Annotated in this window: 16 protein-coding genes; 9 read left to right on the forward strand and 7 right to left on the reverse strand. The window is 46.9% G+C overall.

The features are described from left to right. Positions 1–42: 42 nt before the first annotated feature. Positions 43–1,026 carry a virulence RhuM family protein/type II toxin-antitoxin system death-on-curing family toxin gene (gene rhuM / locus BUR42_RS24670; protein ID WP_074243202.1) on the reverse strand — a complete coding sequence of 328 codons (984 nt, stop codon included), beginning with the start codon at positions 1,024–1,026 and terminating at the stop codon, positions 43–45. Between the two features lie 227 nt (positions 1,027–1,253). On the opposite strand from rhuM, the gene uvrA reads away from it, so the two are divergent. The 4 genes from uvrA (at position 1,254) to BUR42_RS24690 (ending at position 7,262) form a co-directional block, all read left to right on the forward strand. Beyond that, the gene (uvrA, locus tag BUR42_RS24675) at positions 1,254–4,133 is read left to right on the forward strand and encodes an excinuclease ABC subunit UvrA (RefSeq protein WP_074242225.1); all 2,880 of its coding nucleotides are present in this window, start codon (positions 1,254–1,256) and stop codon (positions 4,131–4,133) included. Positions 4,134–4,237: 104 nt separating this feature from the next. Continuing rightward, a complete protein-coding gene (locus tag BUR42_RS24680) occupies positions 4,238–4,720 on the forward strand; it encodes a DUF6452 family protein (protein ID WP_074242226.1) in 483 nt (160 codons plus the stop codon). Beyond that, positions 4,689–5,393: a DUF6048 family protein gene (locus BUR42_RS24685; RefSeq protein ID WP_074242227.1), complete on the forward strand. Its 705-nt coding sequence runs from the start codon at positions 4,689–4,691 to the stop codon at positions 5,391–5,393. The genes BUR42_RS24680 and BUR42_RS24685 overlap by 32 nt, the downstream gene beginning before the upstream one ends. 99 nt (positions 5,394–5,492) lie before the next feature. Beyond that, positions 5,493–7,262 carry a hybrid sensor histidine kinase/response regulator gene (locus BUR42_RS24690; protein ID WP_084185809.1) on the forward strand — a complete coding sequence of 590 codons (1,770 nt, stop codon included), beginning with the start codon at positions 5,493–5,495 and terminating at the stop codon, positions 7,260–7,262. A gap of 98 nt (positions 7,263–7,360) precedes the next feature. Here BUR42_RS24690 and BUR42_RS24695 read toward each other — a convergent pair whose 3' ends face one another. The 3 genes from BUR42_RS24695 to BUR42_RS24705 form a co-directional block, all read right to left on the reverse strand. Next, positions 7,361–8,488, reverse strand: a complete 1,128-nt coding sequence (locus BUR42_RS24695) for a terpene synthase family protein (protein WP_074242229.1) — start codon at positions 8,486–8,488, stop codon at positions 7,361–7,363. A 269-nt stretch (positions 8,489–8,757) separates the two neighbouring features. Then, positions 8,758–9,810 (reverse strand): SMI1/KNR4 family protein, encoded by a 1,053-nt coding sequence (locus BUR42_RS24700; RefSeq protein WP_200798359.1) that lies wholly within the window; start codon positions 9,808–9,810, stop codon positions 8,758–8,760. A gap of 13 nt (positions 9,811–9,823) precedes the next feature. Further along, on the reverse strand, positions 9,824–10,276 hold the full coding sequence (locus tag BUR42_RS24705; RefSeq protein ID WP_074242231.1) for a GNAT family N-acetyltransferase: 453 nt from the start codon (positions 10,274–10,276) through the stop codon (positions 9,824–9,826). 114 nt (positions 10,277–10,390) lie between these two features. Here BUR42_RS24705 and BUR42_RS24710 point away from each other — a divergent pair, with 114 nt between their 5' ends. The 3 genes from BUR42_RS24710 to pbpC are packed head-to-tail and all read left to right on the forward strand — an operon-like array spanning position 10,391 to position 19,911. Beyond that, a complete protein-coding gene (locus BUR42_RS24710; protein WP_074243203.1) occupies positions 10,391–11,863 on the forward strand; it encodes an ATP-binding cassette domain-containing protein in 1,473 nt (490 codons plus the stop codon). A 35-nt stretch (positions 11,864–11,898) separates the two neighbouring features. Beyond that, positions 11,899–17,469: an alpha-2-macroglobulin family protein gene (locus BUR42_RS24715; protein ID WP_074242232.1), complete on the forward strand. Its 5,571-nt coding sequence runs from the start codon at positions 11,899–11,901 to the stop codon at positions 17,467–17,469. A gap of 6 nt (positions 17,470–17,475) precedes the next feature. After that, positions 17,476–19,911 (forward strand): penicillin-binding protein 1C, encoded by a 2,436-nt coding sequence (pbpC, locus tag BUR42_RS24720; RefSeq protein ID WP_234979793.1) that lies wholly within the window; start codon positions 17,476–17,478, stop codon positions 19,909–19,911. On the opposite strand, the gene BUR42_RS24725 is transcribed toward pbpC, so the two are convergent. Beyond that, complete coding sequence (locus BUR42_RS24725; protein WP_074242234.1) at positions 19,908–21,167, reverse strand: replication-associated recombination protein A; 1,260 nt, start codon at positions 21,165–21,167, stop codon at positions 19,908–19,910. The genes pbpC and BUR42_RS24725 overlap by 4 nt on opposite strands. 3 nt (positions 21,168–21,170) lie before the next feature. Further along, on the reverse strand, positions 21,171–21,698 hold the full coding sequence (locus BUR42_RS24730; RefSeq protein ID WP_074242235.1) for a hypothetical protein: 528 nt from the start codon (positions 21,696–21,698) through the stop codon (positions 21,171–21,173). Positions 21,699–21,798: 100 nt separating this feature from the next. On the opposite strand from BUR42_RS24730, the gene BUR42_RS24735 reads away from it, so the two are divergent. Both BUR42_RS24735 and BUR42_RS24740 read left to right on the forward strand, forming a co-directional pair. Continuing rightward, positions 21,799–23,853: a M13 family metallopeptidase gene (locus BUR42_RS24735; RefSeq protein ID WP_074242236.1), complete on the forward strand. Its 2,055-nt coding sequence runs from the start codon at positions 21,799–21,801 to the stop codon at positions 23,851–23,853. Between the two features lie 141 nt (positions 23,854–23,994). Beyond that, positions 23,995–25,806, forward strand: a complete 1,812-nt coding sequence (locus tag BUR42_RS24740) for an alpha-L-fucosidase (RefSeq protein WP_074242237.1) — start codon at positions 23,995–23,997, stop codon at positions 25,804–25,806. On the opposite strand, the gene BUR42_RS24745 is transcribed toward BUR42_RS24740, so the two are convergent. Beyond that, positions 25,807–26,451: a LysE family translocator gene (locus tag BUR42_RS24745; RefSeq protein ID WP_074243204.1), complete on the reverse strand. Its 645-nt coding sequence runs from the start codon at positions 26,449–26,451 to the stop codon at positions 25,807–25,809. Positions 26,452–26,549 lie beyond the last annotated feature (98 nt).

The raw sequence follows: 26,549 nt of genomic DNA on the forward strand, positions 1-26,549 counted from the left end.
TGTGTCACTCACTTCAACGGCCGTTTTTCAAATGAGCTTCCCCTAGTTATACCCATTGATAAGATTTACCACTACCTGCGCGATGATATCCTTTTCATCAGGCTTGCTTTCAGCGATCATCAATGTAAGTGCAACAAGAGCATTGTCCGCAATTCGTTTGGTGCCATCGTGCCGATAAAGGATATTGTTCTTCTCCAGGAACCATACAAACAGGAAAGCCGCGATCCGTTTGTTACCATCAGAGAAAGAATGGTTTTTAACAACAAAGTATAGTAAATGTGCAGCTTTCTCCTCAATGCTGGGATAAAGATCATGCCCTCCGAAGGATTGGTAGATCGTGGCTATGGAACTTTGAAAAGATTCATCTTTTTCATTACCGAATAGGCTACTCCCGCCAAATTTATCCTTTAACCCTTGTATCGCTTTCATGGCTTCCGCATAAGTGGCAACAAAAAGTTGTTGGTTATGAGTAGCCTCTATTGTCAGATTTCGATGATCATATTTATCTAAAACATCAAGTGCATAGGTATAATCGGTAATGACTTTTAGTAGGCCAGTGGTTTCATCAGATGATAATTCCTGATTGCCGACAACATTGCCCATTATACGCACTGCCTGTTTAAGTGCATTGAATTGCTGGCGTTGCTCATGTAGGCGTTTTTCATTCAGAGCATAGCCTATGGTCAGGTATTCTTTAAGTACCTTGTTGGCCCATATTCGGAATTTTGTTGCGTTTTTCGAATTCACCCGATAACCGAGGGATAAAATAAGATCCAGATTGTAGTACTTCGTCTTGTATTTTTTGCCATCAGAAGCAGTATGTTCCATTTTGGAACATACTGAGCTTTCTTCTAACTCATTGGTTTTGAATATATTTGATAAATGTTTGGTAATCGCGGGACGTTGAATGCCAAATAATTCTGCAATTTGTTTTTGTGTTAGCCAGATGGTGCCTTTTTCCAGTTTGACATCAATTGTGGTTTCCCCATCAGGTGTCTGATAAATAATGATCTGATTGTTTTCCATATCGTTCCTCTTATCATTATAAAAATAACACATCAGCAATTGGCAGATGGTTAAAAGTTGGCAAAGCAGGCAGAAGAAGCTCGTGATCTTCTTCTAATACACCCTCTCCCCCCCCCAATCCCTAAACCACTGATCCTCAATATCATCCCTTCATTCCTCCTTCTTTATTTTTCATTCATTCCTGAAATGCGTAGTTTAGTATTTTGAATTTCGTGTTCGGGAACTATATGGCAAAGCAAAAGCAAAAAACGGCAGAAAAACCCGCTCCAGTGGCTAATAACGAGGAAATGATCGAAGTGTACGGCGCAAGGGAGCATAATCTTAAGAACCTGGATATCCAGATCCCCAAGAACAGTCTGGTGGTGATCACGGGTATCAGCGGCAGCGGTAAGTCTTCCCTCGCATTCGATACCATTTATGCAGAAGGACAGCGCCGCTACATGGAAAGCTTCTCTGCATATGCCCGCCAGTTCATCGGCGATATGGAGAGGCCGGATGTGGACAAGATCACAGGGCTCTCTCCCGTTATTTCTATCGAGCAGAAAACAACTAACAAAAATCCCCGCTCCACAGTAGGGACTATCACAGAGATCTATGATTTCCTCCGCTTGCTCTACGCACGCGCAGGAGAAGCATTCTCCTATAATACCGGCAAACGCATGACGCGTTTCTCCGAAGAAGAGATCATGGCACACATTTTCTCTAACTTCCCCAAAAAGAAACTCGTGATCCTGGCCCCCATTATCCGCGGCCGTAAAGGGCATTACCGGGAATTGTTTGAGCAGCTCCGCAAACAGGGTTATCTCAAAGTACGGGTAGATGGAGAAATACTGGAACTGAAAGAACGTATGCAGGTGGACCGTTACAAGATCCACGACATTGAACTTGTGGTAGACCGTATACAGGTGCAGGACGATGCCCGCGTACGCATCAGCCAGAGTGTGCAAAAAGCACTCACCTTAGGCAAAGGTCTCATGTTCATCATGGAACATGATTCCAATAAAGTAAAACAATACAGCCGGCAACTGATGTGTGAGGAAACAGGTATCTCTTACGAAGAACCTTCTCCCAACACGTTTTCCTTCAATTCTCCATATGGTGCATGCCCCCGCTGTAAAGGTCTTGGTACCATTTACCAGATCAATATGGACGAAGTGCTGCCTGATCGCAGTAAGTCCATCAACGATGGTGCGCTGGCACCGTTGGGGGAAGCAAGGGATACTTTTACTTTCAAACAGGTACAGCAACTCGCTAAAAAATATAAGTTCTCTTTAACCACACCCATCGAAAAGATCCCTGAAAAAGCGTTGAACGTATTGCTCTTCGGTGATGAAAACGGTAAGCTGGAAGTGGATATGGATTTTGATGAAAACGGCAACGGCACAGAAACACTGTCCACTGAATTTGAAGGGGTGGTGAATATGGTGCGCCGTTATTTCAACGATACTTCCTCAGATGCCATACGCAACTGGGCAGAAGGTTTCATGCAACTCAGCAGTTGCCCTGAATGCGAAGGCACCCGCCTGAAAAAGGAAAGCCTCATGTTCAAGGTAGATGGTAAGAACATTGCAGAACTGGGCGCCCTCAACCTCAGCCACCTGGCAGAATGGTTTGCTACAGTGGAAACACGCCTCAGTAATAAACAAAACGTTATTGCAAAAGACGTATTGAAAGAAATTCGTGAACGCCTGGGATTCTTGCTGGATGTAGGTTTAACCTATCTTACCCTGAGCCGCCCCACCCGTTCCCTGAGTGGAGGAGAATCACAACGTATCCGCCTTGCCACACAGATCGGCTCTCAACTGATGGGCATCACCTATATTTTGGATGAGCCCAGCATCGGTTTGCACCAGAGAGATAACATGCGCCTGATAGATGCCATGCGCAATCTGAAAGCCATGGGCAACACCGTGATCGTAGTGGAACATGATAAAGATATTATGCTGCATGCAGATCACCTGGTGGATATTGGCCCAGGTGCCGGTATTCACGGAGGTAAGATCGTGGCACAGGGTACACCGGCTGAGATCCTGAAACTGGATACCGCCACGGCAGGATACCTGAATGGTATCCGCGAAATACCTGTTCCCAAAGAGCGCCGCAAAGGAAATGGAAAATTCCTGGAGCTGAAAGGGGCCACCGGCAATAACCTCAAGAACGTCAGCGTTAAATTGCCCCTGGGTACCTTCATTTGTGTAACGGGTGTTTCCGGTAGCGGAAAATCCACCCTCATCAATGAAACATTATATCCCATTCTTTCCAAACATGCCTACGATTCCAAAATGGTACCGATGCCCTACAAGAGCATCAAGGGCCTGGAGGAACTGGATAAAGTGATAGAGATAGATCAAAGCCCTATCGGCCGCACGCCCAGAAGCAACCCGGCTACCTATTGCGGCTTCTTTACAGAGATCCGTCAGTTATTCACCGCCATCCCGGAAGCAAAGATCAGGGGTTACAATGCAGGCCGATTCTCCTTCAACGTAAAAGGAGGCCGCTGCGATGTTTGTGAAGGAGCAGGTGTAAGGGTGATAGAAATGAACTTCCTGCCGGATGTATATGTACATTGCGAAAAATGTAATGGCCGCCGGTACAACAGGGAAACCCTGGAGATCAGGTACAAAGGCAAATCCATTTCCGATGTATTGGATATGACGGTTGAAGAAGCAGTAGACTTCTTCCAGGCAGTGCCCTATCTTTACCGCAGAATTAAAACCCTCCAGGATGTAGGCTTAGGATATATCACCCTCGGCCAGTCTGCTGTAACCCTCTCCGGTGGAGAGGCACAACGGGTAAAAGTGGCCACGGAACTGTCTAAGAAAGATACCGGCAAAACCATTTACATATTGGATGAACCCACCACGGGATTACACTTCCAGGATATCCAGCTCTTGCTGAATGTGCTGAATAAACTGGTGGACAGAGGAAATACCGTACTGGTCATAGAACATAACCTGGATGTAGTAAAAGTGGCGGATTATGTGATAGACCTTGGTCCGGAAGGAGGAGAAGGCGGCGGTACCATCCTGGCAGCAGGAACACCCGAAGAAGTAAGTAAAAACAAAGAAAGCCACACGGCGAGGTTTTTAATAAAAGAATTGAAATAGGCATTGCCTGTTAAAATAAAGAAGCCATGCTGCCCGGTTTTTGCAAAAAACGCACACGGCCGGATTTTTGCTGAAAAAAGGCATTCGCCAACACAAAGGGATTTATGAAGTATATTTTGCTGATAGCCTGCATCCTCACCCTCTTCGTCGCCTGCAGCGACGATACAAAAGTCTGTGATGTAGATACACGCACAGAAGTGCGGGTACGCTTCCGCGTGAAACGTCCCGGATTCCAGGAAAAGGATACCGTGGCAACAAACCTTATCTTACTTGCAGTAGGTAAGGATAGTATCTACGCGAGACAAAAAGGCCTCAGCGGTATGCAGTTCTCCCTGGACCGTTTGTCAGACCAGGCCAGTTATTACTTCCAGCCGGATGCGGATTCAGTTGGTAAAGCAGCTACCATTACCTTCTATTATAAACGCCAGCCCAAATTTGTCTCCGCAGGATGCGGGATTATTATGACCTATGCCATTGATTCTGTGAAATATGTCCAGCCGGATAGAGTGGCCATCAAAGCATTGGTCGTTAATCAACACATTGTAACAACAGGAAATGAAACGAATCTTAGCATCACTATTTTTTAGTATCCTGCTGGCTGCTGGTGCAGTAGCGCAATCCAAAAAGAAGGATTCGCTGCCCGTTGTAACAGTTCCTGTACCTGCCGGCATCCGCGTGGGAGTAGATATTTCCCGTTTCGCCCTGAAGTATTTTCAACCCTATCGTACAGATGTGACGGTAAACCTGGACGCGAGGTATAACGACAGGCTCTATATTGCTTCAGACCTCAGTTTTAACAGTGTATACCACCTGGACCAGAATTATAAATATATCAGCAATGGCATGTCCGGTACCATTGGTATCAATTATAACCTGCTGAAAAAGACCGTTCCCAAAGAGAATTTCATTGTTTATGGGGGCATACGCTATGGATTGGCCGTATTCACCTACAAGATCCCGGAATACCGTATCTATAACGTCTATTGGGGAAATATCCGGGGCAGTGTGCCCGAAAGCACAAAGCTGGCCCACTGGGTAGAATTGACCGTAGGGATGAAGGTAGAAGTGCTGAAAAATTTATATCTTGGCTGGAGCCTGCACGAACGTATCCTGGTGAACGGTGCTTTGGCCAAACAGGACTTTCCACCACTCGTGATACCCGGCTTTGGAAAAGGATACAAAAGAAGTGCATTTGATTTCCAATACAGCATTGCATACCTGGTCCCTATATGGAAGGTGAAACAGGCCGTAAAACTGTAAAGGCTTTTATTTTAATTAGCTTAAAGACACACACTTTCCAGGAACAATAAGACCCGGAAAGCGATTGATTACCTACAACTGAGCCCCCTAAGTTTGGCTATGAACCTTATCGCTCCAATATCCATGAAGCTTATGGGCCTGTTTCCGCGCAGGCTGAAAAACATTTTTTCATTCCTGCAAAATGCCGGTACAGAAGATGTAACGGATGAAGATGAAAAACGGCGCATCATCCTGGTGAATACCATCAGTATGGCCATCTGTGCATTGCTGATCCTTATTACACCTGTGTTCTATGCTTTGTCAGATAAACCGGATATCATCATCTATCCCGTTATACTGGATTTCATTATCACCTTTTCCGTAATACTCTTAAATCTTAAGAAGAAATACCTGGCTGCCAGTTTCACCGTATATGTGATCCAGTGTGCCTCTATCATGTACTTCGGTATCTTATTGAGTAACGTGGTGGCATTGGAGGCCATGATCATCTTCCTGATCACTATCATTTACCTGATCTTCAAAGAGGAAAGATACCGCCGTATCTGCCTTGCCATTGCCATTGGCACCCTGGCCATGATGGAGACCAGTTACTACTTTAATCTCTTTCCTCCCATCCCCTTAAGCTATAATACCACTTTCATCATGCATGCCCTGGTGATCAGCGGCATCCTTGTACTCATCATTATCGTCAGCAAACCTTATATAAAAAGTAACGATACCAATAAGGCGCTGAAACTGGCTAACCATTTTAAGAAAGTATTTGTACACCAGGTAACACATGAAATAAGAACGCCCTTAAATGCTATTTACGGAGTAGCCCAGTTATTAAAGCGGCAGATCATGCTGAACGATCAGTTCAGGAGCCTGGAAACGTTGGTAGACCAGCAATTGGACGCGATCAATAATACCCGGAGCATTATCAACAATGTGTTGGATATGGCACAGATCGAATCCGGGGTGATCAGTAAATCAGAGAAAGAACATTTCCTGCTTAAACCCTTCTTTTATAAAATTGCCGAAGTGAATAAAGTGATGGGGAGAACAAGGAACATCCGTATCAAACTCAGCATAGAAAAAATGCCCGATGTATTGTACGATGATATCCTCAACCTTCACCAGGTCTCCACCAATCTGTTAGCCAATGCATTGAAGTATGCAGACAGGAATTCTGTGGTAGAACTCAGGATCACCGGTATGGGCAGTAAATGGAGCTTGCAGGTAATTAACCAGGGGCCCGTGATCACGCCGGAAAAACAGGAGCTGATCTTTAATCCCTTCGTCACCGATAAAAGCAAATACATAGAAGGCACAGGTCTTGGATTATACATCGTAAGTGGAAAAGTAAAATCAATGGGTGGAGACATTTCCCTGAGCAGTGATGCCGCCGGAACAGTATTCACTGTATCATTGCCACTTATGGAAGGAAATATGGAACTGATCAAAGAAGAGAAAGACGAGGAGGAAATGTGGGACGATCTGGGGCATATCAATGTAGTGCTGGCAGAAGATAATGAACTAAGCGCGCAACTCTTGTCCAGGATGCTCACACAGATCGGCTGTAACACTACCTGGGTAAAGAACGGCCTGGAACTTATTCAGCAGGTAGGAAAACATATTCCGGATATTATCATCATGGATTATCACATGGAGGTGATGGACGGGGAACAAACTTTGTATCACCTTAAGCAGGTGCCCGCGTATAAAAATATCCCAGTAATTATCTCCACCGGTGACGCTTATGCAGAAACACGCGATGCATTTTTAAAAGCAGGCGCGGATGCATTTATTGAAAAGCCAATCAACTATAGCTCTTTAATAAAGGTCCTGAAAATGCATCTGCATCATAACAGTCAAGAGTTACTGGAATAAAGGATATGTGTCTTTAGCTTACTTTCTCTGCATAGCGGGATTGTATGCAACGCGCTGCATGATCGTGGACCAACAGCATTGCAGGATCGTAAAACCCTTTAGCTTACCTTCTCCGCAGTTTGCAGTTGTGTTTCTTCCCAGATAGAATCCATCCGTTTAAAACGTTTGGTATACACCTGCCACATCCAGCTGGCCTGCACACTCCTGTCGAGGTCAGAGAGGTGGATGCGCAGTTTGCTCACGCGTACCGGATCACTGGCAGAGAGCTGCTCACATTTCTTTTCTATCTGCGCAGCCACGTCCATGAATTCCATCAGCAGATCACGTACGATCGCTGCTGAACTGTAAATGATGTCCTGCAGGCTCATGTCAGGATTATTCAGTGCGAAAGACATCAGCAGGTTAGAATCTGAATCGTTATCGATCACTTCCTTTTCAAAAGAGAACAGGTCATTCATCAAACATCCGATCAGGGCCGCAGCTTTGTGTAGTCTTTTCATCCGCTGTACTACCTTGATCTTGGCTAACCATTGCCAGTCGAGGAACACACCTGTGCTGTATTCCACCAGCATCACAATATGCGGCATACCGGATGTATGGTTCCGCATTTCAATGTACTTGTCTACTGTAGGAATAAATCCTAACCCTTCCACATTGCAATCCTTATGTGTTACTGCAATGTGATAGGAGTACAGTTTCAGGAACTGGGAAAACCATTCCGGTGGGGAGGTTTGCTGAATGTCCTTCAGGATCTCAGCATTGGCCAGTTCCAGCGGATGCGCATTGTCTACCGTTTCCAGTGTTTCATCAATACAGGCCATCCGGTAGATCAGGTGTTTGGCATTGAGTTGTTGCCGGGATGTTAAGTTGCGAAAGATCTCGCGGCCCATGGTGTCGTTCAGGTAATAATCAATGGCGTTGTTCTTCACCATGGCAGCCATTCTTTCAAAAGTAGCCGTAGGAAAAACATACAATACGCAACTGATGTAATGTTTGGCATTTTCCATCCAGATGCCATAATGTTCCCCGAACTGCCTGGCCTGTTGCGTCAACTCAGCGCTCTGTGGATGTGGATTGAACTTTTTGCAATAGGTGTCCAGCCTGAAATCTCCATAATTGAAAAGGTCCTGGAGGGAGAAAGTGGTGGTTTTGAGCAATTGTGCGTACTCGTTTTGCACCCTTGCCAACGTGTCTCGTGTGGTTGTTTTCACATGATGATTGAACATAACTTTTAATTTGAAATGAGGAAATTGAAGGTTAACGGCATGTTAACCGCTTAAAAGTTACGTATTGGGTATCAATGTTTAAGCCCCTGTGAGCAAAGATTATGAGGGGAAGTTTAGATAAGTGTTTGTTTAAATATAAAAGTAGTTTCGTATAGGCGAGTTATAACCAGGGAATGCTTGACATAGGCTCGACATAGGCTCAGGGTATACCATAAGAAAAGGGGTGTACCGACTGGTACACCCCTGTAATTTAAAATAACTAAGTTCTTTTAATAACGGCTGCCGCCACGTTCTTCTCCGCCGCCACGGTCAAAACCACCGCCGCTGCTTCCGCCACGATCGTAACCGCCTCCGCCGCTGCTTCCACGGTCAAAACCGCCTCCGCCGCCACGATCTCCACCGCGGTCAAAACCGCCTCCGCCGCTGCCGCCACGGTCATAACCGCCGCCGCCACCACGATCATATCCTCCGCCACTGCCGCCACGATCTCCTCCACGGAAACCGCCACCGCCTCCACCGCCACGGAATCCACCGCCACCTCCGCCACCGCGGAAACCTCCACCGCCTCCGCCGCCACGGAAACCACCTCCACCGCCACGGCCACCACCAAATCCGCCACCACGGGGTTGTTTCTTCTCAATTCCCCACAGGTAACCTTCACGGTGCCTGATCACGCTCCGCACGTTTGGTCCAAATTTACCCCAGGCAAAACCTGAGCCAATTGGCTTATTGCGAAGATCGCCGATGTAATAATTATAAGGAAGCTGCGCTGCAAACGCTGCTAACTCTTCGTCGTTGGAATATTTGGCTTCTTCACGGGTGATCAGCCCATCTTCCCTGTTCCAGATATCGTTCACTACAATCTCGTGTACCACGTCTATACTGGATTTCCGCATATCTGTTCCATATTCATGGAGGTGTTGCAGGAACTCAGCCAGGTTCTCGGATTGTTTCACGATCACGGCAGGGTCAGTACATACATAGAATACACTGCCCCAGTTACCGTCTTTGTCAACATCCAGTACCCAGTAATTACCATATCCGTCTCCTGCTACACGAACAGGGTTAGGGATCAGGTTCAACATTTCAAAGTCTTTCGTTCCATCAAAAGTGATGGCATCCAGTCCATAGAACAAGAACCCGCTGCTGAATTGCAGCAACTCCCTGATATCATCTGGGATATGCCTCGTACGGAGGTGTTTTGCAATGGTCTCGATCTCTTTATCAGATAATCCCGGCATTAATTCTACACTATACTCTTCTTTCTTATAGGTGTGATACTTTACGTCCAGCATTAATTTTAGCTGTTCAAGTGGCGTCATGTTGACTGGTATTTTATTGTTGTGATCTAACCATTTCTATATGAGGAATATTATCCTCGAGATACATTTCACTAAACTGGGAAAACCCAAGTGACTCGTAAAACTTTTGTAAATATAATTGTGCCCCAATTTTAATGGGCACCTTCCCCCAATTCTCTTCCACTGCTTTAATGGACCTTTCCATCAGTAACCTTCCGCTGCCGGTACCACGTGCAAATGGTGCAGTCACCACCCTGCCTATGGAAGCCATGTCAAACTTGATCCCTGGCTCAAACAACCTTGTATAGGCAGCCAGCCCCTCGTCCGTAAAGCCCAGCAAATGTAACGCTTTCTGATCCGCATTGTCCATATCCTGGTAAGGACAATTTTGCTCCACGATAAAAACCTCGTTCCGCAGCCGCAATATCTGGTATAATTCTTCCAGACTGAGCGCATTAAAGGCTTTAAGATACCACCTGATCTCCATGTCTGTGCTATTTTTATAACAGGCCTCGAAAACTTTATCAAAAATTTACAAGGCACCTGGTTTGATTTGTGAAAGATGATCCCGACATTGTTCCCCGGAAACCAATTTAAGAGCATGCTTCCTTTTCTGTCACTGGAGCACATTACTGTGCGAAACCTGGATAAGACACTTTTCCGGGACCTTACCTGGCACATCCATACCGGTGAGCAATGGGCTATTACCGGAAATAGCGGTTCAGGTAAAACCAGTCTTTTGCACACAATTCTGGGCAAAAATAACGTCCAGAACGGCACTATTCGTCATTATTTTTACGAAAAGTACCGTGAAACGCATGAAGTGAGCGATCCTTACTTCAATTTTCGCCGCTTAATAGCCATGGTAGGGCATCATCACAACTTCCGCAATTTATCGCATACCACAGATTTTTATTACCAGCAGCGTTTTAACAGCATGGACTCCTCAGATGCCCCCACCGTAGCGGAATACCTGGAAGGAGGGGCGGAAGATCCTTTGCTGGAGCCGCTGAACATCAAAGGCTTACTAAATAAAGAACTTATTAAACTCTCCAACGGAGAAACCCGGAGGGTAATGATCGCACATGCCCTGCTTCAGAAACCGGCCCTGCTCATGCTGGACAACCCTTTTATAGGACTCGATGTGCAATCCCGCCAGGCCTTCCACCGGATCGTAGACCATGTGGTGGCCTCCGGAACAACCGTAGTGCTTGTTACCACACCCACTGAAATTCCTGAAAGCATCACCCATGTAATGCACCTGGAAGAGGGGCGTATAGCCGGCACGTTTAGTCGGGAAGCGTATTTGGCACAGCGTAACAGTGTAAAGGAAGCTCCGGCACTGAAGATTGATCCTCAATTGTTGGCTAAGCTCACCATGGATGCATTACCCGCATCATTCCAACATATAGTTCAGATGGAAAACGTCCATGTAAAATACGGAGAAAACACGATTCTTGACGGAATAAACTGGACGGTTCGCCCAAATGAGAAATGGGCACTGCTCGGGCCCAATGGTTCGGGCAAATCTACCCTCCTCAGTCTCATTAACGCAGATAATCCCCAATCATACGCAAACAAGATTGTACTGTTCGACCGGAAAAGGGGCAGCGGGGAAAGTATCTGGGATATTAAAAGGAAGATAGGTTTCGTTTCTCCCGAACTGCATCAGTATTTTTTATCAGACGCCACCTGCCTACAGGTGACCGGCTCCGGTTTTTTTGATACCATTGGCTACCTTCGCTCCTGCACACCGGAACAATTAGAGAAAGCAAAAGGCTGGATGCAGGTACTGGAAATTGATCAGTATGCCGGCGCCTCCTTTAAACAGGTGCCGGAAAGTGTGCAGCGCCTGGTACTGCTGGCACGTGCATTGGTCAAAAATCCCCCGCTCCTCATCTTTGACGAACCCTGCCAGGGATTGGACGCACATCAGAAAGAACATTTTAAGAAAGTGATAGAGGCCCTTTGTGCGCACATTCCCGTAACCATGATCTACGTCACGCATTACGAGGAAGAGTTACCCGAAAGTGTGAGTTGTTTTTTGAGGATACGCAATGGCAAAATGATTTAATTCCGATACCTTTAATCCATTCAAAAACCTACACTATGTACCCGAACACCCGGCATCTGACCCTTGCCTGCCTTTTGTTGTGTGCCGCCATGGCAGCCACCATAACGGCTTGCAGCACCAAAGCAAAAGAAATGAACCCCGCGTTTGCCAAGTATATTGAAGCATTCACCACGGGCATTATTTCAAAGCAAAGTGCCATCCGCATTCAACTGGCGGGGGATGTAAATGTAACGCATACACAAAATGAACCCCTTAAAGAAGAGATATTCTCTTTCTCTCCCTCCATTAAAGGAAAGGCATATTGGGTAGATGCCACCACTGTAGAGTTCAGGCCGGACCAGAACCTTACGCCGGGTAAAACCTATAAAGGCACTTTCAAACTGGGTAAGGTAATGACCGTTCCCAGTGAACTGAAAACCTTTGAATTTGATTTCCAGGTGATCAAACCTTCTTTTGATGTGGAAATGTTCGGGTTAAAATCTGCTAATAACAGCGCAGAGAAAATGACCTTCTCGGGCGTAGTTCGCACAGCAGACCAGGAAGATGTACAGGCTATCGAAAAGCTCATCTCCGTAAAATATGATGGACCCACCACCAATATCTCCTGGCAACATGATGTAGCTAACCGCACTTACAAGTTCACGATCGGAAATATCGTTCGTAAGTCTGTAGCCGCTAAAATGGAGATCAGCTGGAATGGTAAACCCATCAACTCGGATGTGGCAGACAGCAAGAGTATTGAAATACCTGCCATCGGGGACTTTAAAGTACTGGATATAAAACCCATGTACGACCCGGAAGAATATGTGGTGGTCCAGTTCTCCAGCCCTATTAATATGGGCCAGAGCCTGGATGGGCTTATTGGTATCAGTGGTGTGAGCGATCTGCGCTATACCGTAGAAGGCAGTGAGGTGAAAGTATTTGCACCGGACAGGCTGGAGGGTAATTATACCGTAGTAGTAAATGAAGGGATCCTCAGCACTTTCGACGAAAAATTAAATAAAGGATTCACCGGCAACGTGAACTTCGAAAACCGCCTGCCCTCTGTGTCCATCCCTGGTAAAGGAGTGATCATGCCACAGAGCGGTAAACTGGTAATGCCTTTTGACGCAGTAGGTTTGAAAGCAGTGGATGTGGTAGTGATCAGGATCTACGAAAACAATATCCCGCAATACCTGCAAAGGAACAGCCTGGACGGTGACCAGGAATTACGGCGTGTAGCCCGCCCTGTTGCAGAGAAAACCATTTACCTGGACCAGGATAAATCCATCAACCTGCATAAACGCACCCGCTTCAACCTTGATCTGGAACAACTGATCAAAACAGAGCCGGGAGCTATTTACCGTGTAACCATTGGGTTCAGGAAAGATTATGCATTATACTCTTGTAAAGGAATGGTGAAAAAGGATTCGGATGAAGAGGAGGAAAGTGAAGAGGACTATGAATACTACGGCGAGCAGCTGGATGAGGATGATTCCTTCTGGCGCCGTTACGAAAGCTATTATCCTTATGGATACAGGTGGTCTGAAAGAGAAAACCCCTGCCACAACTCTTACTACAACAAAGAAAAATGGGCTTCTCGCAATATCATTTCTTCCAACATCGGCCTGATTGCCAAACGGGGGAATGATAACAGCATGGTAGTGGCCGTAACGAATATCATAGATGCCAAACCATTGTCCGGCGTAGAGCTGGAATTGCTCGATTACCAGCAACAGGTGATCTTCAGCACCAAGAGCGACGGTGATGGTTTCGCGAAATTCGATCTGAAGCGCAAACCATACCTCCTGGTAGCCAAGCGGGATAATGAACGCGGTTACCTGAAACTGGATGATGGTAGTTCCCTGCCCCTGGGCCGTTTTGATGTGAAAGGAGAAGAAGTGCAACAGGGCATGAAAGGTTTCCTCTATGGAGAACGTGGCGTTTGGCGCCCCGGCGATTCCATCTTCCTCACCTTTATGCTGGAAGATAAAGAAGGTAAGCTGCCAGCTAACCACCCTGTGATCTTAGAATTATACAACCCGAAAGGCCAGCTGTACAAACGTATCAATCAGCACGAATCCCTCAATGGTTTCTATAATTTCCATACACTCACTGACCCTGAAGCGCCAACAGGCAGCTGGCAGGCAAAAGTGAAAGTGGGTGGGGCTGTGTTCAGCCGGAGCGTTCGGATAGAAACCGTAAAACCCAATCGCCTGAAAGTAAAACTGGACTTCGGTACCAAGCAGGCACTGATCAAAGATGAAAGCCCGAAAGGAACACTCTCCGCTGCATGGCTCTTTGGTGCTACTGCACAAAGCCTGAAAGCGAAAGTAGATGTATCTCTCAGTTCATCATCCACCGCCTTCCCCAAATTCGACGGGTATCATTTTGATGATCCTACAGAGAAGTTCAGTGCAGAGAATAAAACCATTTTTGATGGCGCTTTAAATGAAGACGGTGTAGCCACTGTTGCAGCAAATATCCCGGTAGGCGAACGTGCTCCCGGCGTATTGAAAGCAAATTTCGAAATAAAGGTATTTGAACCCGGTGGAGATTTCAGCATCGATCACTTCTCCATGCCTTATCATGTATTTGATTCTTATGTGGGCGTAAGCGCACCGGAAGGAGATCGCCTTACAGGGATGCTGGTAACAGATAAATCCCACCAGGTGAATATTGTGAACGTGGATGCAAATGGTACACTCATCAAAGGTACCCGCCAGGTGCAGGTACAATTGTATAAGATCAGGTGGCGTTGGTGGTGGGATGAAAATTCCAATGAGATCAGCAACTTCACGGAAGATAATTATAACCAGCTCTTACAGGAGAAAACAGTGACCGTAGTAAATGGTAAAGGAACCTGGCCCTTCATGATCCGTTATCCTGAATGGGGCCGTTACCTCATCCGTGTGAAAGACCTGGAAAGCGGGCATATCACAGGGCAGTCTGTTTATGTAGACTGGCCAAACTATGCAGAACGGCTGCAAAAAGAAAATCCCGCAGAAGCTGCGATGCTCGTGTTCACTTCCAACAAAACAAAATATACAGTAGGAGAAGATGTAGTGCTCACCATTCCCAGCAGTGAAGGCGGCAGAGGATTGATCAGCATTGAATCCGGTAGCAAGGTGATTAAAACTGACTGGATAGGAACAGAGAAAGGGCAGACCGTTTACAAGTTCAAAGCAGAGAAAGAAATGGCGCCGAACATATACGTGAACGTGAGCCTTCTGCAACCACATGCCCAAACGGCCAACGACCTTCCCATCAGGATGTACGGTACAGTGCCCATCCTGGTAGAAGATCCCAATACCATCCTCAAACCGGTGATCAATATACCCGCCACTTTACGTCCTGAAGCAGATGCATCTATTACCGTATCTGAAGCCAGCGGTAAAGCCATGACCTATACGATCGCCATTGTAGATGAAGGATTGCTGGACCTCACCCGTTTCAAAACACCCGATCCGCATAGTGCATTTTATGCAAGGGAAGCATTGGGTGTAAAAACCTGGGACCTCTTCGATTATGTGATAGGAGCCTGGGGTGCCGACCTGGAACGTATCCTGAGCATTGGTGGTGACGAGGGATTGAACAAAGGGGCGAGTGCCGCTAAGGCCAATCGCTTTAAACCCGTCGTGAAATTCATGGGGCCTTTCTCTTTAAAGAAAGGAGATAAACAAACACATCAATTTAAATTACCTCCTTACATAGGATCTGTAAAAGCCATGGTAGTAGCCGGGCAGGAAGGTGCTTACGGTTTTGCTGACAAAGCGGTAGCCGTGAAGAAACCATTGATGCTCCTGGCCACAGTGCCCAGGGTATTAGGCCCCGGGGAAACCATCCAATTGCCGGTAACAGTATTTGGCCTGGAACCACATGTACGGCAGGCCAACGTTACCCTCGCATCCAATGCTTATTTTGAGGTAGTGGGAGAAACCACAAAACAGGTAAGCTTTCCCAAACCGGGCGAGCAGCTGGTTTATTTTGACGTGAAGATCCGCTCACAGGTAGGTATCGGTAAATTCAAAATTGTAGCTACCAGCGGAAAAGAAAGAGCAGAGGAAAACGTGGAACTGGATGTACGTAATCCAAATCCTTACATGACCAATGTACTGGAACAACAGGTAGAAGCCGGTGCTTCCTGGAACACTGCTTTCTCTCCTGTAGGAATGGCCGGTACGAATACAGGCGTGCTGGAAGTATCTACCATTCCTGCCATGAACCTCGGCAAACGCCTGGATTACCTGATCCAGTATCCGCACGGATGTGTGGAACAAACCACCTCTTCCGTTTTCCCGCAACTCTCCCTGGCACAGGTAATGGATGTTAGCGAGCAGCAGGCTGCTACATTGGACAGAAACATCAAACATGGCATTAACCGCCTGAAAGGATTCCAGTCAACCGATGGTGGATTGAGTTACTGGCCCGGAGGTAGTACTTCCGATGAATGGGGTACCAGTTACGCTGGTCACTTTATGCTGGAAGCACAGGAGAAAGGATATGCATTGCCACCGGGTTTCCTGGACCAGTGGAAGAAATACCAGCGCAATAAAGCCGTGAGCTGGGCGCCGAGCAGTTATAATTTCTATGGAGGAGACATCGTGCAGGCCTATCGTTTATACTTACTGGCACTGGCTAAAACACCAGAACTGGGTGCGATGAACAGGCTGAAGGAATTCCAGTATCTATCCATCCCTGCTAAATGGAGGCTGGCCGCAGCATACAAACTGGCAGGCCAGGCTGAAGCCGCTGCCGCATTGATAAAAGGCCTGAGCACCAATGTACAGCCCTACACCCAAATGGGCGGAACATTTGGTTCTGACCTGCGCGATAAAGCCATGATCCTGGAAACACTAACGCTCATGGGCCAACGTGCACAGGCCAACGACCTGATGCGCCAGGTGGCACAGCAGTTAGGTAAAGAAACATGGTACAGCACACAAACCACGGCTTACGCATTGATCGCCATATCAAAATATTGTGGTGTAAATAAAGCGGGTGGTAAAATGACTTACAGCTATCGCCTAAATGCTGCCAATGGTAATATCAGCAGCCCTTCTTATGTTTCACAGGTACCGGTTACGTTCAATGGTGCCAACGGAAATGTAAGTGTACAGAATAAAGGTTCGAATGTATTGTACGCACGCCTCATCTTAAGAGGTCAGCCGGAAGCAGGTCAGAACCCTTATGCAGACAATAACCCGGAAGTGTTGAACATGAAGGTGCTTTACACCAATCGCAGTGGTCAGTTACTGAACCCCGATAACCTGAAACAGGGTACTGACTTTGTAGCTACCGTTACCATGACCAATCCCGGCAAACGCGGTTACTATGAGCAGATGGCTTTAACGCAGGTATTCCCTTCCGGTTGGGAGATCATCAATACCCGCCTGATGGGTAACGACAGCACCATGCGTTCTTCTCCTTTCACTTATCGTGATGTGCGGGACGACAGGGTGTATACTTATTTCAATTTAGAAGAAAACAAAACAGTTACCTACCAGGTACTGCTGAACGCAGCTTATCTAGGAAGGTATTATCTCCCGGCAGCTGCAGTGGAAGCAATGTATGATAATACCATTCATGCATTTGCTCCGGGCAAATGGGTAGAGGTAACAAAATAAAATATAATGGGCGGCAGCGTACATCGCTGCCGCCTTTCTATCATTATTATGTGGCAACGGATCAAACACTGGGCGGTTAAAAGAAAACTGAGGCTGAGCATCATCGCGGTGTTGTTGGTGTTGTATTATTTCATCCTTCCTAAAAAGCTCTTTACTGCACCTACTTCATTTGTGATTGAAGACAGTAAAGGAGAACTTATGAACGCCGCTATTGCTACGGATGGCCAATGGCGTTTTCCCGCAGATAAACTGGTGCCGGATAAATTTGCAAAATGTATTGTAACCTACGAGGATAAACGTTTTTATTATCACTGGGGCCTTGACCCTGTAGCTATGAGCCGCGCCATCAAACAGAACCTCACAGGCGGTAAAGTAGTAAGTGGTGCCAGCACCATCACCATGCAGGTGATCCGTTTGTCCCGCAACAAACCCCGTACTTTATGGCAGAAATTGGTAGAAACCGTTCTGGCTACCCGTCTTGAATTTGCTTATTCCAAAAAAGAAATACTGGGCCTTTATGCAGGTAATGCCCCTTACGGCGGAAACGTTGTAGGGCTGGAAGCAGCATCCTGGCGTTACTTTGGCCGTAAGCCGGATCAGCTATCCTGGGCGGAAACAGCTACCCTGGCTGTTTTGCCAAATAGCCCCGCATTGATCCATCCCGGCCGTAACCGCCAGATATTGATGGATAAACGAAATGCTTTGCTGGCAAAGCTCTGGCGCAATGGAACAATAGACAGTGCCACCTGTGCATTGTCTTCCGTAGAACCTTTACCGGATAAACCACATGTGCTGCCGCAGCTGGCACCGCATTTATTAGATCGCTTCAGATTGGATTATACACGACAACACCTAACTGGTTCCACCCGTGTGAAAACTTCCCTGGATGGCGACCTGCAAAGGAATGTAAACGAGATCCTCTACCGCCATCATATACAGCTCAAAGCAAATGGTATTAACAATGCTGCTGCTTTGGTGCTGGATGTGGAAACGGGCCATGCACTTTCTTATGTGGGAAATGTATACAACCCTGATAATCCTGAATTGGAGAGTTATGTGGATATCATCCATGCCCCCCGAAGCCCTGGCAGTACCTTAAAACCTTTACTCTATACAGGTTTGCTCAGCGATGGATTAATGTTGCCCAATACCTTGTTGCCGGATGTACCCACGCAGATTGCAGGATACACCCCCATGAATTTCGACAGGGAATATGATGGTGCGGTTCCTGCTTCAAAAGCACTGGCACGTTCGCTTAATATTCCAGCTGTACGCATGTTGCAGCAATACCGCGCAGAACGTTTCCTGGTATTGCTGAAGAACCTGGGTATTTCCACCATGAACAAACCCGCAGGGCATTATGGTCTCTCCATGATCCTGGGTGGTGGGGAAACTACGCTCTGGGAACTGAGTGGCGTATATGCCAGCATGGCACGCACGCTGCTGCACATGGAACAGTACAATGGAAAATATGATGCGGATGATTACCATGCACCCGGTTACCGGATAGACGAAACCATCAAATCAAAACATTCTCCCACCAAACATGGCGTACTGGATGCCGGAGCCATCTGGTATGCATTCCAGGCGATGGAAGAAGTGATGCGCCCCGGAGAAGAATTTATCTGGGAACATTTCTCCTCCTCTAAAAGAATAGCCTGGAAAACAGGTACCAGCTTTGGTTTCAGAGATGGTTGGGCAATTGGTGTTACACCGCAGCATGTGGTGGCAGTATGGGTAGGTAATGCAGATGGAGAAGGAAGACCCGGACTAACAGGGGTATCTACAGCAGCACCTATTATGTTCGATATCTTCCGTGTGCTCAATACCGTTAGTTCCTTTGATGCACCCACAGGTAAATTACAGAAGATCGTTGTTTGCCACCTGAGCGGTCACAGGGCAGGAGAGTTCTGCACAGAGAAAGATACCCTCGCCGTTCCCGCAGCCGGCCTTCGCTCTGCTGTTTGCCCTTATCATCAATTGATCCACCTGGACGCAACAGGGCAATACCGGGTAACGGCAGATTGCGAATCACCACAGTTGATGCAGCATAAGCCATGGTTTGTATTACCACCTGCTATGGAACATTTTTATAAAAGCAGTCACAGTTATATACCATTGCCTCCCTATAAACCCGGGTGTAATATGGCAGAACAGGGAAGGTCTATGGAGCTGATCTATCCCCGCCCGCAGGCCAGGATCTTTGTTCCCGTAGAAATTGACGGAACATTGGGGCAGACCATTTTTAAAGCTACACACCGCAACCAGTCCGCACATATCTTCTGGCATATCGATAATGAGTTTGTAGGAACAACCAGCGATTTTCACCAGGTGCAGCTGAGGCCGAAGCCGGGAAAACATATACTTACACTGGTAGATGATGAAGGGGAACAGATCCAGCAGGAGTTTGAGATCTTAGACAAAGAGCGCAAAACCAATTAGTATCCGTATTTCTCCTTCCACAAAGCTTTCAGGTATTTCCGCAATTCATCTTCCCTTGCATTCTTTCCCGGATCATAGAATTTCATACCACTTAAGAGGTCCGGCAGGTATTCCTGCTGAGAGAAGTTGTTCTCGTAACTATGGGAATACTGGTATCCCTTTCCGTACCCCTGTTGCTTCATAAGTTTCGTGGGGGCATTCCGTATATGCAGGGGAACCGGCAGATCTCCTGTTTGCGAAACCGCAGCCTGTGCTGCACCAATAGCTGCATAGGAAGCATTGCTTTTGGGAGAAGAAGCCAGGTAGGTAGCACATTGGGAAAGGATGATCCTTCCTTCCGGATTACCGATCAGGTTCACAGCCGTGAAGCAACTGGTGGCTAATAACAACGCGTTGGGATTGGCATTGCCGATATCTTCAGACGCCAGGATCACCATCCTGCGTGCAATGAACTTCACATCTTCCCCGCCTTCCAGCATACGTGCCAGCCAATACACAGCAGCATTGGGATCGCTGCCACGGATGGATTTAATAAATGCGGAAATGATATCGTAATGCTGTTCTCCGGCTTTATCATAAATGGCTACCCGTTGCTGGGCAATGTCCATTACTTTTTCGTTCGTGATCACAATCGGACTTTCATCCTGCAAAGTATCCACTACCAGTTCAAAGAGGTTCAGCAGTTTCCTGGCATCCCCGCCGGCTATATTATAGAGTGCTTCTGATTCCTGGATCTCAATGGTTTTCGAAGCCAGCCATTCATCTTTCTGCATGGCCTGCGCCAGCAGCTGTTTCAGTTCCGGTTCTCCCAGGGGCCTTAAAACATATACCTGGCAACGGGAGAGCAAAGCCGCATTCACTTCAAAGGAAGGATTTTCCGTAGTAGCGCCGATCAGGGTAATGATCCCTTTTTCTACCGCACCCAGCAAAGCATCCTGCTGTGATTTATTGAAACGGTGGATCTCATCAATGAACAGTACCGCATGCTGATGTTTGGCCAGATCTATCACTTCCCGGATATCTTTTACCCCGGAAGAAATAGCGCTGAGCGTATAAAAAGGTACCTGGAGGGTGTGTGCAATAATATTGGCGATGGTGGTTTTACCAACGCCGGGAGGCCCCCAAAGGATCATGGAAGGTACTTTGCCTTGTGCAATGGCCTTTTGAAGGATGCTGCCTTTCCCGGTAAGATGCTCCTGGCCTACCAGGTCGTCCAGCGATGCAGGCCTCAATCGTTCTGCCAGTGGTGCTCGCATGGTTTATATATCTAATGTTGTTTCTTCTTCTTCTCTTGCCACTTGTTCCTTCTTCCATTTTCTGAGGAAAATAAGGGACAACACAGCATTTGCTGCAATTGCCAGGCCATGAATGCCTATCAGTCCGAATACAACTTTCCGGATGGCAGATATCATACCCGGAGGTGGTTTTTCTGCTCCCTGCATGCTGTTGGCATCCACCATTTTGATGAAGTCTGCCTCAGAAATAGCCATCATGGCACCTACACTGAAAAAGATATAAATGCTGTAAAGGAAACTGAGCACGCTCAGTATAATGATAAAGGTGTAAAAATTACTGCTGATCGCTACTTCCGGGTCTTTTACCGCCTTTTGCAAATGAAGGCAAAGGATGTTATGGATGAATACAATGCCAATAGTGAACATGGTAGCCACCATGGCAGACATATTGGGTACGATCAGCAACGCCATCAAAGCCATCAGTACAAAAAAGCCCACCACAAACAGGTTGCCATAGGTGAGAAAACGAAAAAAGCCGAATGAAAAAGACATAACAACAAACATTTTATCTCTGCAAACCTACGAATTATCTCCCCGATGATCCGTAAATGCTAAATCTTCAATAAATTTAAGCCTCTAAACCTGATCTTTTATGCATACAAACCATTCCACGGGGAGTTGGATGATAGCTGGTATGATAGTGGCTGCCTGTGCCGCAGGCTGTAACACAGCACCAAAATCAACCACCGCTGCTAAAACCCCCGCATTTGATACCGCTTCTTTAGACCGTAGCGTGAAGCCCTGCGATGACTTCGACGCTTTCTCCAACGGCAACTGGAAGAAGACCAATGTAATACCCGGCACCGAGAGCCGCTGGGGCGCTTTTAATATCCTCGACAAGGAGAATAAAGAAGTGAGGATCAAGGGGATCATTGCAGATATTTCCAGCCGCACTGGTTTGGCTAAAGGTACCGAAGAGCAGCAGATAGCAGATTATTATGCCTCTTTTATGGATACCGTTACCATCGAGAAACGAGGCATCAGCCCCCTGAAACCTTATCTTGATAAGATTGAGGGAGTGAAGACCCTGGCAGATTATGCAAAAGTTACCGGCGCTCTCCAGCAGATTGGCGTAACCACCTGGGCCGGTTTTGGCGTAGATGCTGATGCAAGGAACAGTAAAGTGAATGTAGTATATGGTGGGCAGGACGGATTGAGCCTGGGAGAAAGGAGCTATTATGAAAGAAATGACTCCAGCACCAAAAACGTACGGGACGAGTTTGTTGGGCACGTCAACAAAATGTTCTCCCTGGCCGGTTTTACAGATAAAGACCCGGGTCAGACCATCCTGGCATTCGAAACCGCACTGGCCAAACTGCAACTCACCAATGTAGAATTGCGCGATCCCGTTAAAACATACAACAAAGTAGGTTATAACGAACTCGCCAAACTGGCACCGGATTTCGACTGGAATGCCTTCACAAAGGAGCAGGGTATCACTACAGATTCTGTTGTGTTGCAAAACAAAGAATACATCACCAACGGCAACAAATTGCTGAAGGCCACACCGATAGAAACATTGAAAACATATACCCGTTTCCATTTGCTCAGCACTTTTGCCGGCTTCTTGCCGAAAAGTTTTGATGATGAGGACTTCCGCTTTTTCGCTACTGTAATGACAGGCCGTAAAACACAACGTCCTCGTTTAGACAGAGCGAACCGTTCTACAGATAATACACTGGGTATGCCTTTGGGTAAGTTGTTCGTAAAACAATACTTCCCTGAAACCAGCAAACAGAAAGTATCTGAGATGATCGAGAACGTACGTAAGGTATATGGTGAAAGAATAGACAAACTCACCTGGATGAGCCCTGCCACCAAAGAAATGGCACATAAAAAGCTCGCCGCCTTTACTTATAAGATCGGTTATCCTGATACCTGGAAGGATTACTCCTCCATCGATATCCAAAAAGATAAACTGCTGGAGAACACCGTAAGCGCAGCTTTATACCGCACAGCAGAACGCAACAAAAAGATCGGTAAACCGGTGGACAGAACAGAATGGCTCATGACCCCGCAAACCGTAAATGCATACTACAACCCGCTGAACAACGAAGTAGTATTCCCCGCAGGTATCCTGCAACCACCGTTCTTCAATCCTGATGCAGATGATGCTATCAACTATGGCGGAATCATTGCCGTGATCGGCCACGAGTTCACCCATGGTTTCGACGACCAGGGTTCTCAGTTTGATGCAGAAGGAAACCTGAAGAATTGGTGGACGGATGCAGATCGCAAAAACTTCGATTCTTTATCTAAGAAATACATCGATTATTTCAGCACACTGGAAGCCCTCCCGGGTTTCAATGTAAATGGTGCATTAACGATCGGAGAGAACATTGCAGACCTGGGTGGTTTAACACTCGCCTATTATGCATTGGTGAAATCCCTCGAAGGCAAATCAGAACCTGCACCGATAGATGGCTATAGCTGGAAACAACGTTTCTTCCTGGGCTGGGCACAGGTTTGGCATGCTAACATCACAGATGCTGCCCTGCGCAACCAGATCCAGACAGATCCGCACAGTCCTGCTCATTTCAGGATCAACGGCCCTTTACCACACCTGGAGGAATTCTCCGGCGCATGGAGTTGTGGCCCGGATAGTAAAATGGCACTGCCTGCCGATAAGCGGGTAGTGATCTGGTAAATAGATTTTTCAAAAGCGGCGCAGATCATCATCTGCGCCGCTTTTTTTTGTGGGGTACCCGATCAAATAGTATTAGCAACCGGCAAATAACAGGTAATCCGTGTCAGTAGCTTTTGTGATCTTGTACAAAATTTCCACAGTATGAACCTTCCACATTATCGAAAGGCCGCATTCCTGGCCTGTAGCCTGTTCATCAGCAGTTTAGCCGTACATGCCCAGCAACCGGATCAGCTTTGGGGAAAGAATGCCGAAGCCGGAAAAAGTGAAAAAGCAAAATGGTTCACCGAAGCGAAGTTCGGCATGTTCCTGCACTGGGGCCCCTATGCACATTTTGCAGGAGATATCCGGGGGAAACGCTACTACGGTATCACGGAATGGATCATGCACCGCGATAAAACTCCCGCCGCCGAATACGCCAAACTCGCCGCTCGTTTCAACCCCACAGAATTCGATGCAGAAGAGTGGGTGGATATTGCAAAAGCATCCGGCGTAAAATACATCGTACTCACTTCCAAACACCACGATGGCTTTGCCATGTTCGATTCCAAAGTATCGGATTTTGATATCGTGGATGCCACACCTTATAAGAAAGATCCCATCAAAGCCTTAGCGGCAGCATGCAAAAAAGCAGGCATCAAACTCGGCTTCTATTATTCACAGTTCCAGGACTGGCACGAACCAAACGGTGGCGGTAACAGCTGGGATTTTGATCCAAAAACAAAAGATTACAGCTCGTACTACAAGAATAAATCCCTGCCGCAGATCACAGAACTGCTCAGCAATTACGGAGAGCTGGGCATCATCTGGTTTGATACACCCGGCAATATGAGCAAAGAAGAATCTTCTGCCTTCCTGGAAAAAGTACATCAGCTGCAACCCAATTGTTTGGTGAGCAGTCGTGTAGGAAATGGCCTCGGCGATTTTAAAGATTTTGGTGATGGGGAAGTACCTGCCGGCATCGTAAAAGGTGCATGGGAAGCTATTTTTACACATAACGACAGCTGGGGGTATTCCGCCTTTGACCAGAACTTCAAAACACCTAAAGAGATGATCCGCTTGCTGGCGGAAGTAGCATCCAAAGGTGGGAACCTGATGATGAATGTTGGCCCCATGGGAAACGGAAAGCTCCCTGCCATGTCCGAACAATATTTCCGTGCCACAGGTGCATGGTTAAAGCGGAATGGGGAAGGCATCTATCAAACCTCTTATGCTCCCATTCCTGCCCAGCCCTGGGGAGTAATGACACACAAACCCGGTAAACTATACCTGCATGTATTTAACCGTCCGCATAATGGAAAGCTCCTGGTGCCCGGTTTTACTGGTACAGCAAAGAAAGCCACCATGCTGGCAAACGGCCAGGCAGTGAGCCTGCAGCAAAAAGGGAAAGATGTATGGCTGAACTTACCCGCCACCTTACCGGATGAACGTAATACCGTAATTGCCATTGACTATACAGGTAAACTAGAAGAACAAACAACAGCGCCCATAACGGTTAGTGCTCAATTCGAACGCACGGAGCTATTAGCTTCCGGTGCAACGTTAAAAGGCAATGCACAAACAAAAAGCCTCACGCATAGTTATTATTTCGGGGACTGGAAACATGCCAATTGCATCGTGAACCAGAAAGATCCCGCAGATGTAGCCAGCTACCAATTGCGGATCACCGATCCCGGGGATTATAAAGTGGTATTACAATATGCAGCAGACACTGCCAACGAACGCCGCGAAGGAGTACTGGAATTAACACCTGCCGGGAAAACCAAACAAACCTATCCCTTCCAGGTATTATTCACAGGAAAACATGATACCCATAAACCACTTTTGTTTATCGATCAGGCTGTAGCCGTGATCAATGTGCCGGAGCCAGGGGAATGGAATTTACAGGTACAACCCGTGAAAGAAGGCAATGAATTATTCCGCCTGCAGAAGATCCTCATTGAGCCGGTGAATTAATTACTTTTTGCTGTGAGAAGGTTGCATCATCAACGTGAGCAAGCCCAGGAAAATGTAAATGATCCCTGAGATGTATGCTTCCAGTTTAAGATAGTAAGAATTGCCTTTGAGGTATTTACCCATGCGGCCAGCCAGCAGTGCATAGAAGCCGTCCGTCATAAATGCCAGTAAAGTAAATAAGAGACCAAAGAACAATACCTGCCCCGTCACATTCCCTGTGGCGGGGTTTATAAATTGTGGGAGGAAGGCGAAGAAGAAAAGCGCGCATTTAGGATTCAGGACATTCACCACCATGCCCTGCCAGAAAATGGCCTGCATGCTTTGCTGCACTTTCAGCTGTTTTTTCTCTTCCGTTTGTTGTTTGCCGAAGATCTTTTTCAGTCCCAGGTAAATGAGGTATCCTGCTCCGGCATATTTCAGCAGGGCAAAAGCCATGGCAGAGGCCATGAGGATGGCGGAAACACCCAGGGAAGCTGCAAAAGCATGCACCAAAGTACCGGCCTGGATACCGCAAACAGAGATCAGCCCAGCTTTGGTACCTTGTTCCGTACTGCGGGTGATGATATAAAGAACAGCAGGTCCCGGAATGATCAGGAGGATCAGGGCGGCTGTAATGAAAGCGAGGATAGTGGAGACTTCAGGCATATAGTGGTATTTCATTAAATTTAGTGAAAATTGCTGTTTTAGAGAGATATATTGATTTCTGATCATCTCAGTTAGGAGGGTGTTATCTTTTTTTAACT

The sequence above is a fragment of the Chitinophaga niabensis genome (assembly GCF_900129465.1).
Classification (GTDB): domain Bacteria; phylum Bacteroidota; class Bacteroidia; order Chitinophagales; family Chitinophagaceae; genus Chitinophaga; species Chitinophaga niabensis.